General features: G+C 65.2%; 15 protein-coding genes. 5 read left to right on the top strand and 10 right to left on the bottom strand.

Annotated features, from left to right (window positions below):
* Positions 1-122: 122 nt before the first annotated feature.
* The 3 genes from PD284_RS07285 (at position 123) to PD284_RS07275 (ending at position 2,393) form a co-directional block, all read left to right on the top strand.
* On the top strand, positions 123-920 hold the full coding sequence (locus tag PD284_RS07285; RefSeq protein ID WP_274627548.1) for a response regulator: 798 nt from the start codon (positions 123-125) through the stop codon (positions 918-920).
* Between the two features lie 94 nt (positions 921-1,014).
* Positions 1,015-1,182: a DUF1328 domain-containing protein gene (locus PD284_RS07280; RefSeq protein WP_274627547.1), complete on the top strand. Its 168-nt coding sequence runs from the start codon at positions 1,015-1,017 to the stop codon at positions 1,180-1,182.
* A gap of 302 nt (positions 1,183-1,484) precedes the next feature.
* A complete protein-coding gene (locus PD284_RS07275; protein WP_274627546.1) occupies positions 1,485-2,393 on the top strand; it encodes a sensor histidine kinase in 909 nt (302 codons plus the stop codon).
* A 14-nt stretch (positions 2,394-2,407) separates the two neighbouring features.
* Here the strand turns inward: PD284_RS07275 and PD284_RS07270 are convergent, their stop codons facing one another.
* The 6 genes from PD284_RS07270 to rsfS form a co-directional block, all read right to left on the bottom strand.
* Positions 2,408-2,944, bottom strand: a complete 537-nt coding sequence (locus PD284_RS07270; RefSeq protein ID WP_274627545.1) for an RNA pyrophosphohydrolase — start codon at positions 2,942-2,944, stop codon at positions 2,408-2,410.
* Positions 2,945-2,951: 7 nt separating this feature from the next.
* Positions 2,952-4,157: a divergent polysaccharide deacetylase family protein gene (locus PD284_RS07265; protein ID WP_274627544.1), complete on the bottom strand. Its 1,206-nt coding sequence runs from the start codon at positions 4,155-4,157 to the stop codon at positions 2,952-2,954.
* Between the two features lie 109 nt (positions 4,158-4,266).
* Entirely contained in the window at positions 4,267-5,592 is a 1,326-nt protein-coding gene (locus PD284_RS07260) for a S41 family peptidase (RefSeq protein WP_274627543.1), read from the bottom strand.
* Positions 5,582-6,916 carry a murein hydrolase activator EnvC family protein gene (locus PD284_RS07255; protein WP_274627542.1) on the bottom strand — a complete coding sequence of 445 codons (1,335 nt, stop codon included), beginning with the start codon at positions 6,914-6,916 and terminating at the stop codon, positions 5,582-5,584. Before PD284_RS07255 ends, PD284_RS07260 begins: the two co-directional genes overlap by 11 nt.
* A gap of 133 nt (positions 6,917-7,049) precedes the next feature.
* Complete coding sequence (gene rlmH, locus PD284_RS07250; protein WP_274627541.1) at positions 7,050-7,532, bottom strand: 23S rRNA (pseudouridine(1915)-N(3))-methyltransferase RlmH; 483 nt, start codon at positions 7,530-7,532, stop codon at positions 7,050-7,052.
* A gap of 36 nt (positions 7,533-7,568) precedes the next feature.
* A complete protein-coding gene (gene rsfS, locus PD284_RS07245; RefSeq protein WP_274630563.1) occupies positions 7,569-7,946 on the bottom strand; it encodes a ribosome silencing factor in 378 nt (125 codons plus the stop codon).
* Positions 7,947-8,138: 192 nt separating this feature from the next.
* Between rsfS and PD284_RS07240 the strand changes: the two genes are divergently transcribed.
* On the top strand, positions 8,139-9,038 hold the full coding sequence (locus tag PD284_RS07240; RefSeq protein ID WP_274627540.1) for a mechanosensitive ion channel family protein: 900 nt from the start codon (positions 8,139-8,141) through the stop codon (positions 9,036-9,038).
* Positions 9,039-9,062: 24 nt separating this feature from the next.
* Here PD284_RS07240 and PD284_RS07235 read toward each other — a convergent pair whose 3' ends face one another.
* The 4 genes from PD284_RS07235 to obgE all read right to left on the bottom strand — a co-directional run bounded on the left by PD284_RS07235 (position 9,063) and on the right by obgE (position 13,391).
* Positions 9,063-9,701, bottom strand: a complete 639-nt coding sequence (locus tag PD284_RS07235) for a nicotinate-nucleotide adenylyltransferase (RefSeq protein WP_274630562.1) — start codon at positions 9,699-9,701, stop codon at positions 9,063-9,065.
* 104 nt (positions 9,702-9,805) lie between these two features.
* Positions 9,806-11,092 (bottom strand): glutamate-5-semialdehyde dehydrogenase, encoded by a 1,287-nt coding sequence (locus tag PD284_RS07230; protein WP_274627539.1) that lies wholly within the window; start codon positions 11,090-11,092, stop codon positions 9,806-9,808.
* 60 nt (positions 11,093-11,152) lie between these two features.
* Positions 11,153-12,298: a glutamate 5-kinase gene (gene proB / locus PD284_RS07225; RefSeq protein ID WP_274627538.1), complete on the bottom strand. Its 1,146-nt coding sequence runs from the start codon at positions 12,296-12,298 to the stop codon at positions 11,153-11,155.
* A 58-nt stretch (positions 12,299-12,356) separates the two neighbouring features.
* Entirely contained in the window at positions 12,357-13,391 is a 1,035-nt protein-coding gene (obgE, locus tag PD284_RS07220; RefSeq protein ID WP_274627537.1) for a GTPase ObgE, read from the bottom strand.
* Positions 13,392-13,602: 211 nt separating this feature from the next.
* On the opposite strand from obgE, the gene PD284_RS07215 reads away from it, so the two are divergent.
* Entirely contained in the window at positions 13,603-14,103 is a 501-nt protein-coding gene (locus PD284_RS07215; protein ID WP_274627536.1) for a methyltransferase family protein, read from the top strand.
* Positions 14,104-14,113 lie beyond the last annotated feature (10 nt).

Below are 14,113 nucleotides of genomic sequence, written 5' to 3'. Positions count from 1 at the left end.
ACGCCGGTTTCCTAATTTAGTTCCGCCGCGTCGGGAACTTTTTTTGGCTGGAATCGTTGGGTAGCGGACGTATGTCTACTCTAGTATCAGCCTTGAACGTCCTGTGAGGGAGACGCTTTCCAATGAATTTGTCAGCACGAATTGCGCCGCATCTGCCGTTTCTGCGACGCTTCTCGCGAGCAGTATCGGGTTCCCAGACGAGCGGAGACGCACTGGTTGCAGCCACCCTTGAAGCAATCATTGCCGATACGTCGGTTTTTCCGGACGCATCCAATGAGCGGGTGGCGCTCTATAAGCTCTACGCCAAGCTCTTCACATCGGTGGCCCTGCGAATACCCCACGAGACGCCTGCGGCTCTGTGGGAGCGACGCGCCGCGGCGAACCTGTCCTCGCTCGCACCGCGCCAGCGCCAGGCTTTCCTGCTGATCGCCGTCGAAGGCTTTAGCGATGACGAGGCGGCCGAGATCCTGGACGCCGACCCCGACGAATTTGCGCAACTTCTGTCGCAGGCCAGCGTCGAAATTTCGCGCCAGGTCGCGACCGATGTCATGATCATCGAGGACGAACCCCTGATCGCGATGGACATCGAGGAGATGGTCGAGAGCCTGGGGCACCGGGTCGTGGGCACCGCGCGCACCCACAAGGAGGCGACGGCGCTGTTCGAGAAGACCAACCCGAAGCTCGTCTTGGCCGACATCCAGCTGGCCGACGGCAGCTCGGGGATCGATGCCGTCAACGAGATCCTGGCTACGGCCTCGGTGCCGGTGATCTTCATCACCGCGTTTCCTGAGCGCCTGCTCACCGGCGAGCGGCCGGAGCCGGCTTTCCTCGTCACCAAGCCGTTCAATCCCGACATGGTCAAGGCGTTGATCAGCCAGGCGCTGTTCTTCGACCGCCAGGCCCGTGCGGCAGCAGCTTGAGCCAATCCATGTTTTTTCATGTAAATACCAAGACATCGCATGGAACTACAGGGAGAGTTCTCGCGTTCATTTGGAAACGCGAAGGAGAGCTGTGATGCTGTATTGGACCCTTGTTTTCTTGGTGATTGCGGTCATCGCCGGCGCACTTGGCTTCGGCGGTATTGCGGGGACCTCGGCCGGTATCGCCCAGATACTGTTCTTCATCTTCCTGGCCTTCCTGGTGATTTCTCTCATCGCCGGACTTTTCAGGCGGGCTTCGTAACAGTCCCGGCCGAAAGGCCGGGCTTCGAAACCGGGAGCCGCACCCCTCAACCGGCTTTCGGTGGCCGCCGGGCTCGTGATTCTTCGGAATCCGTCGCCCGGCGGAACTTTTTCAGGGTGAGCCTTTTTGCCAATGGGAGGAACGGGCGCCCTCCGTCGACGTTCAGCCGCAGAAGTTCAGAGTGGTCAGAGATGACGGACGAACGATCGCGCACATCAGTCCAGAATCCCGGCGCCGGACTCCGGCGCGGGCCTGCATTCTCCAGGAGCCTAAGGCGGGCAATCTCCAACGCTGACGTTTCGGTGCTTTACCAGGACGTCGCCGGCAACGAGATGTGGTCGCTCAACGTCCCCTCACCGTGGTCGCGAAATCCCTTCTCGGGGACCGAGGACAGCAAGCTGCTCGGGCCGGAAGGCCGTCGGCAGCTGGCTGACGCCCGAACGGGAGTCCTGACGACCGGCGAACAGCAGGCCGTCGAACTGCAACTGCGGACGAACGATGGAGTACGTTGCTTCGTTGTCTGGATCGACGCAGACCGTGACGAGCAGAACCGCACGGTCGGGCTGGTCACCACTTCGGTAGAAACCACCGACCAGAGGCGCCGCGAGCAGACCCTGCGGGCGCTGCTGCGCGAAGTGAGCCACCGGTCGAAGAACCTGCTTGCGATCATCCTCAGCATTGCCAGCCAGACAAGCCGCTATTCAGAGACGATCGACACCTTCGTGGCTCGCTTCCGCGGTCGAATTCAATCGCTCGCCTCGTCGCAGGATCTTGTGACGTTGTCGAACTGGCGGGGCGCCGACCTCCAGCAACTCGCCAAGAATCAGGTCGGTCGCTACTGCACGGATCCGCGGCAGAACATCCGGATGAAGGGCGAAAGCCCCTACCTCAACCCCAATGCGACGCTTTATATCGGCCTTGCCTTGCATGAGCTGGCCGTCAATTCCGTCAGCTACGGCGCCCTGGCGCATCTCGACGGCCATATCGACATCGAGGTCGTCCTCGCCCACAAGGGCGAACGCTCCGGCCTCGAGATCATCTGGAAGGAACGAATTTCGCCGGCCCGGCCGGCAGATGAAAAGCGCTTCGGAAGCGTGGCGCTCGAGCGCGTCGTCCCGGCTGCCCTTGACGGCAGCGCAACGCTCGACCTGGCGAGCGGCCGCGTTTCCTACCGGCTTTTCGTTCCGGAGGCCAACTACGAGATCGTGTAGTCCCGGACCGTGCGTCAGCGCGGCGTCCCAGCAGTCAGATGAACAAATTCGGCGACGACCTGCTCATACACCGCGCGCTTGAAAGGTACGATCAAGCCGGGAAGATCGTTCATTTCGGTCCAGGCCCAGTTGTCGAATTCCGGCTTGTGTCCACCGGGCGGCGGATCGATCTGGATCTCGCCCTCGTCGCCCTCGAAGCGGAACGCGAACCACTTCTGGGTCTGTCCGCGATACCTGCCCTTGAACGCCACACCCACGAGATGCGCCGGAAGGTCGTAATTTATCCATCGCGCAGCCTCGCCGATCAGCGCGACCGAGCGCATGCCGGTTTCCTCGTATAGCTCGCGCCGTGCCGCCTCGAGCGGATCCTCACCGTCATCGATGCCGCCCTGGGGCATCTGCCATCGCATCTCGGTGTTTTCGAACTCGCTGTCCGGTTCGGCGATGCGCCGCCCGCACCAGACCAGTCCCTGGCTGTTCAGCACCATGATGCCGACGCAGGGGCGATAGGGCAGGCTCTCGGGATCGATCCTCTTCCGGGACTTTGTCATGGCGGAATCAGCCTTGCTCGGGGTCGGTCGCCACCGCGGAAACGGGGACGATCTCGATCCCGCGCTTCTTTGCCTCGGCAACCCAGGACGTCACCGCAGCGACAGTGTCCTCGAATGCGGAGCCGACGCCAAGGGCAAAGCCTTGCGCACGGGCGATCCGCTCCAGTTCATCGAGTTTTTTCAGGATCGAGCCGCGGTCGCGCGCGCCGTCGATCGTCGTATCGGCGGCGGCAAATGGAACGCGGTTCTTGAGTGCGAGGTCAGCCGCCGTGCTGCGCGCCGAGGTGCCGTCGTCGAGGTAGAGAAGCCCACGCTCGCCAAGCTCCTCCATCAGCGGCTCCATGGCGCTCTGATCGGCGACGAAGCGTGCGCCCATATAGTTCATGATGCCAGTATAATTGGTGGTCCGCGCCAGCGACGCGTGAAGTTTGCGGGCGTTCTCGTCCGCGTCTGCCGCCACGGTCAGCGTGTTGCGGCCCGGATCGACATTCGGATAGTCGAAGGGCTCCAGCGGCACCTGCATCACGAGTTCATGCCCCTTCCTACGCGCCGCCTGCATCCATCGGTCGAGGCTGTTGCCTTGCGGAGCGAACGCCAGCGTCACCTCCCCCGGCAGTTGCTCGATGGCAGCCTGCGTCCCTGTCTGCGACAATCCCAGCCCGCCGATGACGATCGCCACCCGGGCGCCTCGCGCGCCTGACCAGGCACGCGCATAGACGTCGAACGGACGCCGTCCGTCGGCGGCGCGCACCGGGAGCGCGCCAGCCTCGGACTGTGACAAGAGCGCCCGGTCCGGCAGGTGGGCGACCCGCAGATCCTGCCCCATGGCGGATGGATCGCGGATGACAATGACTCCTTGCCCGCTACTCTCGGCCGCGTCGGGAGGCGATACCCTGATGATAGAGGGACCGTCTTGGACGTCCTCCCTGGTGACGCGACCGGCTGCAGCTTCACCCGCTTTTTTGGGAGGAGCCGCAGCTGCGCCCGGCGCTGCGGAGGGTTCCTTGGCCTCCGGCGTGGCGATCGCGACGACCGACGGATTGCGAAAGCCGCGGTCCTGCACGGCAATGACGCCGGAGATGCCGACAATCGCCAGCGCCGCCACCGCCATCAGAACGGGCCGCATCCGCAAGGAAAAGCGTGGGGAACGCGGCGGCCGGGGTGATGTCGGCTGGCCGAGCGGACGATCGAGGTCCTTGTTCGCGAGCGACAAACCGCCCCCTCTTTCGGCGGAACAGACTCTTGCGAGAGCCCGCCGAAGCACCGGCCGCGGCGGATACGCGCTTCGAACCGGCGGCCGCCCCGTTCCGGCCGCCTCGAGCTTACTGGTTGAAAACCGCCTTCTCAGGATTCGGCGGGAAGGCCGGATCGGTCTTCAGACCCCGCAGCAGCTCCTCGGCGTGGATCAACTGCAGGTCGTCTTTCGGGTCCGGCGGCACGTAGGCTGCCGAGCCGGAGCCGTCATCGCTCTCTTCGACGCCCTTGATGTGACCCTTGAGATCGGATTCGCCACGGCTGACGTCGCGGCCCTTCAGCTCGTCAGGCAGCGGCTGGTCGACCTTGATGTCGGGCGTGATGCCCTTGCCCTGGATCGATTTGCCCGCGGGCGTGTAATAGAGCGCCGTGGTGAGCCGCAGCGCGCCGTTCTCCGGCAGCGGGATGATGGTCTGCACCGATCCCTTGCCGAAGGATTGCGTGCCGACGACCGTCGCCCGGCGATGGTCCTGCAGCGCGCCCGCGACAATTTCGGAGGCGCTCGCCGAGCCGCCGTTGACCAGCACGATCAGCGGCTTGCCGTCGATCATGTCGCCCGAGCGGGCATCGAAGCGCGAAATGTCCTTCGGATCGCGGCCACGCGTCGAAACGATCTCGCCGCGATCGAGGAAGGTGTCCGAAACGCTGACCGCCTGATCGAGCAGCCCGCCCGGATTGAGGCGAAGGTCGAGCACATAGCCCTTCAGCTTGTCCGCCGGAATCTCGGTCTTGATCTTGGTGATCGCGTCCTGCAGGTCGTCATAGGTCTTTTCGGTGAACGAGGTGATCTTCATGTATCCGATGTCTTCCTCGACCCGGTACTTCACCGCCTTCACCTTGATGATGTCGCGCACGATGGTCAGCTCGATCGGCTTGTCCGCGCCCTCGCGCAGGATCTCCAGCTTGATCGGCGTGTTGACGAGACCGCGCATCTTCTCGACAGCGTCGTTCAGCGTCAGGCCGCGAACCTCCTCGCCGTCGATCTTGGAGATGTAGTCGCCGGCCAGCACCCCGGCCTTGGCGGCCGGCGTGTCGTCGATCGGGGTGATCACCTTGACCAGCTCGTTTTCCATGGTGACCTCGATGCCGAGGCCGCCGAACTCGCCCTTGGTCTGGACCCGCATATCCTTCGCGGCTTCCTGGTTGAGGTAGGACGAATGCGGATCGAGCGACGTCAGCATGCCGTTGATCGCGTTTTCGACCAGCGTCTTCTCGTCAGGCGGCGTCACATACTGGGCGCGCACGCGCTCGAATATGTCGCCGAAGATGGCAAGCTGGCGATACGTCTCGGATCCCGCCGCATTCGCAGGAATGCCGGCCGCTCCATAGACGAGACCCATGGCCGTGGCGCCCATGAGCGCGCCCGCAAACAGAAGCGACAACTTACGTATCATTTCCTGTCCTTCCAGAAAGACGACTTGCCCACCAAGGCGCCGGATCGACTGGCTTCCCGTTTTTCCGGAACTCGATATAGAGTTCCGGGCCGGCATTTCCAATCGCGCTCCCGTCCGCGCTGGCCACCCTGGCATCTCCCATTGCTCCGACCGGCTCACCCGCCAAGACGGACTGGCCCGGAGCAACATTGATTCTGCTCATCCCGGCAAGCACGACATGATAGCCGCTGCCCACGTTCAGGATCAAGAGTTGACCATAAGACCGGAAAGGCCCCGCATAAAGTACGCTACCGTCCGCCGGAGCGGTGACTATCGCGTCGGATTGTGTCGCAACCGTGTCGCCAAGCATCACGCCGCCGTTATCGTCGGCCTTGCCGAAACGCTTGACGAAGCGGCCGGAAACCGGGGTTGCGACCTGCCCCCGCAGCGTATCGAAGGGCGCCGGTCCGAGTAGCAGATTGGCGTCGGGCAGCGGCATCGCCACCTGCTCGGTCTGGGCGTCGGGGGCGGGCGCAGGCGTCTGCTTTTGCGCCTTCTTGGCTTCCGCTTCCAGCGTTTCGACCAGCTCTTTCAGGCTGCCGGCCTGGAGGGCCAGCTCGGCGGCTCTCTTGCGTTCCTCCGCAAGCGAAGCCTCGCTCTCGTGCCGCAGGCGCCGCTTCTCCTCGATCAGGATCTCCAGCTTGCGCTTCTCCACGAGCTGGGCGGAGACCGCCTCCTTGAGCCCGTCGCGTTCCGCCGCGATCGATGCGGCGAGCCGCGATACCTTCTGGAGATCGGCCAGCAGCACGTCGGTCTGTTCCCGCAGCTCCGGCACCACCGCCCCTAGCAGGATGGCGCTACGCACAGAGGAGAGGGCGTCCTCCGGCCGGACCAGGATGGCGGGCGGCGGATTGAGTCCCATCCGCTCCAGCGCGCCGAGCACGTCGGCCATCACGTCGCGCTGCGCGGCCAATGACTGCTGGGCCTGCGCCTGCTGCTCCTTGAGGGTGAACAGGCGCGCCTCGATCTCCTCGATATCCTCTGAGAACTTCTTCTCGGTCTTGGCCGATTGGATCAGCGCCGCCGTCAGCGCGACGCTTTCCTTCTTGACGGTTGCGATGTCGGCGGCAAGCTCGGCCAGCTTCTCGCTGGATAGTGTTATCTCGCGAGACACCCGCTCGTACTCCGCCAGTCCCACCTGACGGCGGGTTTCGATGGAGGCGGTCAGATCGGGGGAGGCGGTCAGATCGGGTTGTTCGGCCCGCACGACATCCACCCCTCCCGCCGCTGGCAATGCCAGCGCCAGGACGATCGGCAGAACCAGCCTCGGCTTCTGTCTCGTCATCAAGCGAATGCGTCTCGGAATTGAGCGGCGTACGATCCTAGCGGCCCCTTCGTTAACGAACTGTCAACCATACCGAAGCGGTTCCGCGAGGCAAAAGCATCGCAACGCAATGTGTCTGAATTCGGCTTGCTTGTCAGGCCCGGTGATAGGGGTGGCCGGACAGAATCGTGACGGCCCGGTAGAGCTGTTCCGCCAGCATGATTCTCACCAGCTGGTGCGGCCAGGTGAGTGCGCCGAAGGACAGGACGAAGTCCGCCCTGTCGCGCAGGCCGGCGGCATGTCCGTCGGGGCCGCCGATGGCCAGGGCCAGCGCCTTGTGACCGGCGTCCCGGAAGCCCGCCAGCCGATCGGCAAACTGCTGCGAAGAGACGTTCTTGCCGCGCTCGTCGAGGAGTATGATCGCCGAACCCGCGGGAAACTGCGAATTCAGCCGTTCCGCCTCCTCGCGCTGGCGTTCCGCAGGCGACGCCGCCCGGCTTTCCATCAGCTCCGCCACGCCAGCGAAATCGAAGCCGAGCTGCAGACCCGCTTTGGCGAACCGGTCGAGATAGCGCTCGGCAAGCTCCTTCTCGGGGCCAGCCTTCATGCGGCCCACGGCGTGGACATGAATCTTCATTCGCGCTCCGGCGACGTCAGCCGCGCGGCATCCCGATCAGTGGACCGTTTCGTCCTCGAGGTCGGGCGCCTGCCACATCTTTTCGATGTTGTAGAACTCCCGCACTTCGGGTCGGAAAACATGCACGATGACATCGCCCGAATCGATCAGAACCCAGTCGGCGCTCGGCAGCCCCTCGACCCGCGCCTGCCCAAAACCCTCATCCTTGAGAGCCTTGATCAGGTGCTCGGCCACGGCCGCGACATGACGATGGGATCGCCCGGAGGCCACGACCATGTAGTCGCCCAGGGACGATTTGCGTCTGATGTCGATGGAGACGATATCTTCGGCCTTCGAGTCTTCAAGACTGGCCAGGACCGTTTCAATGGCTTGGGACGCATCCAGTTCGCGGCTCATCCCAGCCGGCGAAGGCAGAGAATCCGCCTTCTTCCGTAGTGCTGTTCTCAGCGTCTTTCCTTTCGATCCGGACAACCAAATCATCGCTTCCCGCGATGCACAACGAACATAGGCAGAGTTCCCTGCCAGTTTCAAGACGTCCGAAGGGTGTTCCGGAACCCTTTTGTGCCCGATCGGTTTAGCAACCTCCAAGAAAACGAGGAAAGCTTCATGGAATTGGACGCAGCGTGGGCGAGCCTCCAGAGCAGTTGGGGAGCACTCTCGGCGCTCGCGGTGGCATACTCCTTCTCGGTGATAGGCGCGATCGTGCTAATCATCGGAGGTTATCTGGCCGCAGGTCTCGTCGAGAGGGGGATAAGGGCCGGACTCGGCAACATCCACGGTTTCGACGCCACCCTGCGCAACTTCTTCTCGCAGCTCGCGCGCTACGTCGTCCTCGCCCTGGTCCTGGTGATGGTGCTGGGGCAATTCGGCGTGCAGACGGCGTCCATCATCGCCGCCATCGGCGCGGTCGGCCTGGCGATAGGTCTTGCGCTCCAGGGCACGCTGCAGAACATCGCGGCGGGCATCATGCTGCTGATCCTGCGGCCCTTCCGGATCGGGGAGTCCATCGAGGTTGGCGCCATTGCCGGCGATGTCGAGGAAATCGGACTGTTCGCCACGCGGCTGCGCGCGGCGGACGGCAGCTATATCCTGGCGCCCAATTCGAAGCTCTGGAAGGAGCCGGTGCGAAACGCGAGCCGCAACGGCACGCGTCGCAGCGACATCACGTTCAACCTGTCCTACGCCGCCGACCTCGACGCCACCATGAAACTGCTCGTTGACCTGGCAACAACGGATCCGCGCGTCAGCAGGCTGCCTGCGCCCAGCGCCTTCATCAGCAATCTGACTGACGCCTCAATGGCGATCAGCCTGCGCTACTGGACTTCGAACAAGGACTTTTGGGGGGTGAAGATCGACCTGATGCGGCGCGCGCTGACGCGGCTAAAGCAGGCCGGCACGCCCTTCTCGCCAGCTGCCAACGTTCCGGCGCAGCAGGACGACGCGCCAGAACGGCCCAGCCCGGCGCAGCATCGCCACCGAGATGCGCCGGAACCCGTGCGTCAGTAGAGGCCGCGCTTCGGACAAGCCGCATCATCTGGCCTTTCGTAACGGAGACGACGGCGTCTCGGATGCGGAATCCATCTCTCCTTTCGCCTTCTCCCTCAGTGCGGTCGACGACAACGAGGAGCGCGGGCCATGGATGAAGGTCCAGGCCGGGGCCTTCATGTGGGCGAGCCGCGGCGCGTCGGCTTCGTCGATCCGCGCATGGTCGAAGGTCTTGGCCATCACCGAGGACAGAAACGAGAGCGTCGACCCCGGCCTGTCGATCACGGCGATCGGAAAGGTCGTCGCGATCTTGCGCCACCGCTGCCAGCGGTGGAAATCGCTGAGATTATCGGCACCCATGATCCAGACGAAATCCACGCCGGGGTTGCGTTTCTTGACCAGGGCCAGCGTGTCGGCCGTGAAGCGCACGCTGTAGCTCGCCTCGAAGGCTGTCACCTTGATGCGCGGATCCTCCGCGATGACCTCGGACAGCCTCAACCGTTCGGCGAGCGGCGCGAGTTCCCGCGTGCTCTTGAGCGGATTGCCGGGCGTGACCATCCACCAGAGCTGGTCGAGCGCCAGGCGTCTCAGCGCGATCTCCGCGACCAGCGCGTGGCCGGCATGCGGCGGGTTGAACGATCCGCCGAACAGGCCGACCTGCATGCCCTTCTCGGCGTGCGGCATGTGAAGGTAGCGGGACAGGAGGGTCGCGCCCCCCGCCGATGCATCACTCCGATCAGCCCCGTGCATGCTGCCGGACATCTCCCCCTGGTGGAGCGGGCGTTCGGCTATGGCCGCACCTGCCCTGCCCCGCGCACGCGATACTTGAACGAGGTGAGCTGCTCCACCCCGACGGGTCCGCGCGCATGCATCCTGCCGGTCGCGATGCCGATCTCCGCCCCCATGCCGAACTCGCCGCCATCGGCAAACTGGGTGGAGGCGTTGTGCAGCAGGATGGCCGAGTCGATCTCGCTGAAGAAGCGTTCCACGGCCGACGCGTCGTCGGCGATAATCGCTTCGGTATGGTGCGAAGAGTGCGTCTCGATGTGCTCGATCGCCTCGCCGATGCCGTCGACCAGCTTCACCGAGATGATGGCGTCGAGATACTCCGTCGCCCAATCCTGCTCCTTCGCCGGCTTTGCCGTGGGGAACGCCGAGCGCACCTCATCGGTGGCGCGGATTTCGCAGCCCGCCTTGGCGAGCGCATCGAGGATCGGCACGAGGTGCGTCCCGGCCACGGCGCGGTCGATCAGCAGCGTCTCGGCCGCGCCGCAGATTCCGGTGCGCCGCATCTTGGCGTTGACGACGACCTTCACCGCCATGTCGAGATCGGCCGAACGGTCGATGTAGACGTGGCACAGCCCTTCCAGATGAGCGAAGACCGGCACGCGCGCCTCGTTCTGGACGCGCTCGACCAGGCTGCGGCCGCCGCGCGGCACGATCACGTCGAGATTGCCCGAAAGCCCCTTCAGCATCTCGCCGACGGCGGCGCGGTCCGTGGTCGGCACCAGCTGGATCGCTTCCGCGGGCAGTTTTGCGGCCTTCAACCCTTCGACCAGGCAGGCGTGGATGGCGAGCGATGAATTGATCGAGTCCGAGCCGCCGCGCAGGATGACCGGATTGCCGGCCTTAAGGCAGAGCGCTCCGGCATCCGCCGTGACGTTGGGCCGGCTCTCGTAGATGACGCCGATGACGCCGAGCGGCGTGCGCACGCGCTCGATGCGAAGGCCGTTGGGCCGATCCCATTCGGCGATCACCTCGCCGACGGGATCGCGCAGGTCGGCGATGGCGCGGATGCCGTTCGCCATGTCGCGGATGCGGGCGGGCGTCAGGTTCAGCCGGTCCATCGATGCGGACGACAGGCCGCTCTCCTCGCCGTTCCTCATGTCGAGCGCATTGGCGTCGAGAATGGCGTCCTGGTTGCGGATGACGGCGTCGGCCATCGCCACCAGGGCGGCGTGCTTGCGTTCCGCGGAAGCCACCGCCAATGGTCGCGCGGCAGCCTTCGCCTTGCGGCCGATGGCGGCCATCAGCGCGGCAGTGTCTTCGCGGGAATTCTCATTGGCAGTCAGCATATGCGCCTCGCAGGCATTCGATCGACTGCCCGCTTACACCGCAAAGGACGCAACGGCAACTCAACCGGCGGCAGGCAATTCGGCCGCAACCGCTCCCAGCACCAGATCGTCCCGGTGGATCATCGCGGAGCGCGACTGGTAGCCCAGCACCGCTTCGATCTCAGCCGTCTTCAACCCGGCGATCCGCACGGCATCCGCCGAGTCGTAGCCGATCAGCCCGCGGGCGACCTCATGGCCGTCCGGCGTCAGCACCGCAACCGTGTCGCCGCGCGAAAACGTCCCGCTGACGAGCTTCACCCCGGCCGGCAGCAGCGACTTGCCCGACATCAGCGCGCCGACCGCGCCGGCATCGACGGTGAGCCGCCCGGCCGGCTCCAGATTGCCGGCGATCCAGGTCTTGTACCCCTTCACCGGCCGCGCGCTCGGCTTGAAGAAGGTCGCGCGCTCGCCCCGCTCGATTGCGGAAAGCGGGTTCAGCCGGGTGCCGGATGCGATGATCATCGCGGTCCCCGCCAGCGTGGCGATCTTGCCCGCGTCGAGTTTCGTGCGCATGCCGCCGCGCGACAGTTCCGACGCGGCGCCGCCGCCCATCGCCTCGATCTCAGGCGTAATGCGGTCCACGACCGGGATGAATTTCGCGTTCGGATCGACGGCAGGCGAGGCCGTGTAGAGCCCGTCGATGTCCGACAGCAGCACCAGGAGGTCCGAGCCCATCATTGTGGCGACCCGGGCCGCCAGCCGGTCGTTGTCGCCGTAGCGGATTTCCGTGGTCGCCACCGTATCGTTTTCGTTGATGATCGGCACGGCGTCCATCTTGAGCAGCGTCGAGATGGTGGCGCGCGCATTGAGATAGCGGCGGCGCTCCTCAGTGTCGCCGAGCGTCACCAGGATCTGCCCCGAGCGGAGTCCCTTGCGGTTGAGTTCGTCCGACCAGGCGCTGGACAGCGCGATCTGCCCGACCGCCGCCGCCGCCTGGCTCTCCTCGAGCTTCAGGGCGCGCTGCTTAAGCCCGAGGATCGTTCGGCCAAGCGCAATCGCCCCGGAGGAAACGACCAGCACCTCGGCCCCGCCCTCGATCAGGTCGGCCACGTCGTCCACCAATGCGGTCAGCCAGTCGCGCTTCAGCCCGGAACCACGGTCGACCAGCAGCGCCGACCCGATTTTCACGGTGATGCGGCGATATTTCTGGAGCGATAGAGTTGTCATGCGAATGCGATCTCGCAAAAAGGCCAGAGGGGGGTCGCAGTCGATGCGGCCATCGCGATCAGATCCGCCACCGCTCGTCCTCATGGGCAGGGGCTTCCGCCCCCCGCGCCTCCTCGACCACGCCGATGAGCGCCCTGAGCGCTTCCTCGACGCCTTCCCGCGTCACCGCGGACAACAGGATCGGCGCCCGTCCGGCGGCGCGCTTCAGCGAAGCGACCTTCTTCTTGCGCGTCTCGGGGTCCAGCGTATCGACCTGGCTCAGCGCGACGATCTCCGGCTTTTCCGCCAGTCCGTTGCCATAGGCGGCAAGCTCGGCCCGCACCGTCTTGTACGCCTTGCCTGGATTTTCCTCCTGCGCCGAGACCAGATGCAGCAGCACCCGCGTGCGCTCGACATGGCCGAGGAAGCGGTCGCCGATGCCGACGCCCTCGTGGGCGCCTTCGATCAGGCCCGGGATGTCCGCCAGCACGAACTCGCGCGCATCGACGCGAGCGACTCCGAGACCCGGATACAGCGTCGTGAAGGGATAGTCGGCGATCTTCGGCTTGGCCGCGGTCACCGCAGCAAGGAAAGTCGACTTGCCTGCATTGGGCAGCCCCACCAGCCCGGCGTCGGCGATCAGCTTGAGGCGCAGCCAGATCGCCTTGTCTACACCCGGAAGCCCCGGATTGGCCCGCCGCGGCGCCTGGTTGGTCGAGCTCTTGAAATGCTGGTTGCCGAAGCCGCCATTGCCGCCGGCCGCCAGCCGGACTTTCTGCCCGACTTCCGTCAGGTCGGCGATCAGCGTCTCGTTGTCTTCCTCATAGATCTGCGTTCCCGCCGGCACCTTGAGCGTGATGTCCGCGCCCTTGGCGCCGGTCTTGTTGCGGCCCATGCCGTGAACGCCGGTCTTGGCGCGGAAATGCTGCTGGTAGCGATAGTCGATCAGCGTGTTCAGCCCGTCGACCGCCTCGGCGAACACGTCTCCGCCGCGGCCGCCGTCGCCGCCGTCCGGCCCGCCGAACTCGATGAACTTTTCGCGGCGGAACGACACCGAGCCGGCGCCCCCGTCACCGGAGCGGATGTAGACTTTGGCCTGGTCGAGGAATTTCATGGCGGCTGGACGGTCTGACTTTGATCTGATTGCTGCCTGCTCTACCGCAAGGGCGACGCAAGCGCGAGTGTTGAATTGCCTCGCTTCGGCCGTGGCCGCCGCGGGGCAGCTGCGCGGTGGCGAAGGAAATGCGTGGCTTCCGATCGCCTGCCGGATAATATCGCGCATGGCCGGCCGGCCACCCGCGCGATCCACTCCCTTGAGGTCCCGCATGAAGACGCCTTCCGCCATCCTGGGCAGCGCCGCCTTCTTCCTTGCCGCCCCGGGCGTCGTCGCGGGCCTCGTCCCCTGGCTGATGACCGGCGGCTACGAGCGGCCGCTGGCGGGGTCCGCATTGGCCGCGCCCGGCGCGCTGCTTGTCGCCGCGGGGCTCGCCTTCCTGCTGCACGCCTTCGCACGCTTCGCGCTGGAAGGCAGGGGAACGCCGGCACCCGTCGCCCCCACCGACAAGCTGGTGGTCGGCGGCGTCTACCGCCACGTGCGCAATCCGATGTACGTCGCCGTTGTCGGTATCATCCTCGGGCAGGCGCTGATCTTCGCGTGGTGGCCGCTGGCAGCCTACGCTGCGGCGGTCGGGACGGCGATGGCCGCCTTCGTGCGCTTCTATGAGGAGCCCGTCCTGGCTGCGCGATACGGCGCCGAATACGAGGCCTACCGCATGGCGGTGCCCGGCTGGGTGCCGCGCCTCACGCCATGGAAGGGCGGCGGCTGATGGGCATGTC

This window comes from Mesorhizobium shangrilense (assembly GCF_028826155.1).
GTDB classification, from domain to species: domain Bacteria; phylum Pseudomonadota; class Alphaproteobacteria; order Rhizobiales; family Rhizobiaceae; genus Arvimicrobium; species Arvimicrobium flavum.
The sequence above is the reverse complement of the archived record's forward strand: the minus strand, read 5'-3'. Positions and strand labels throughout refer to the sequence as shown.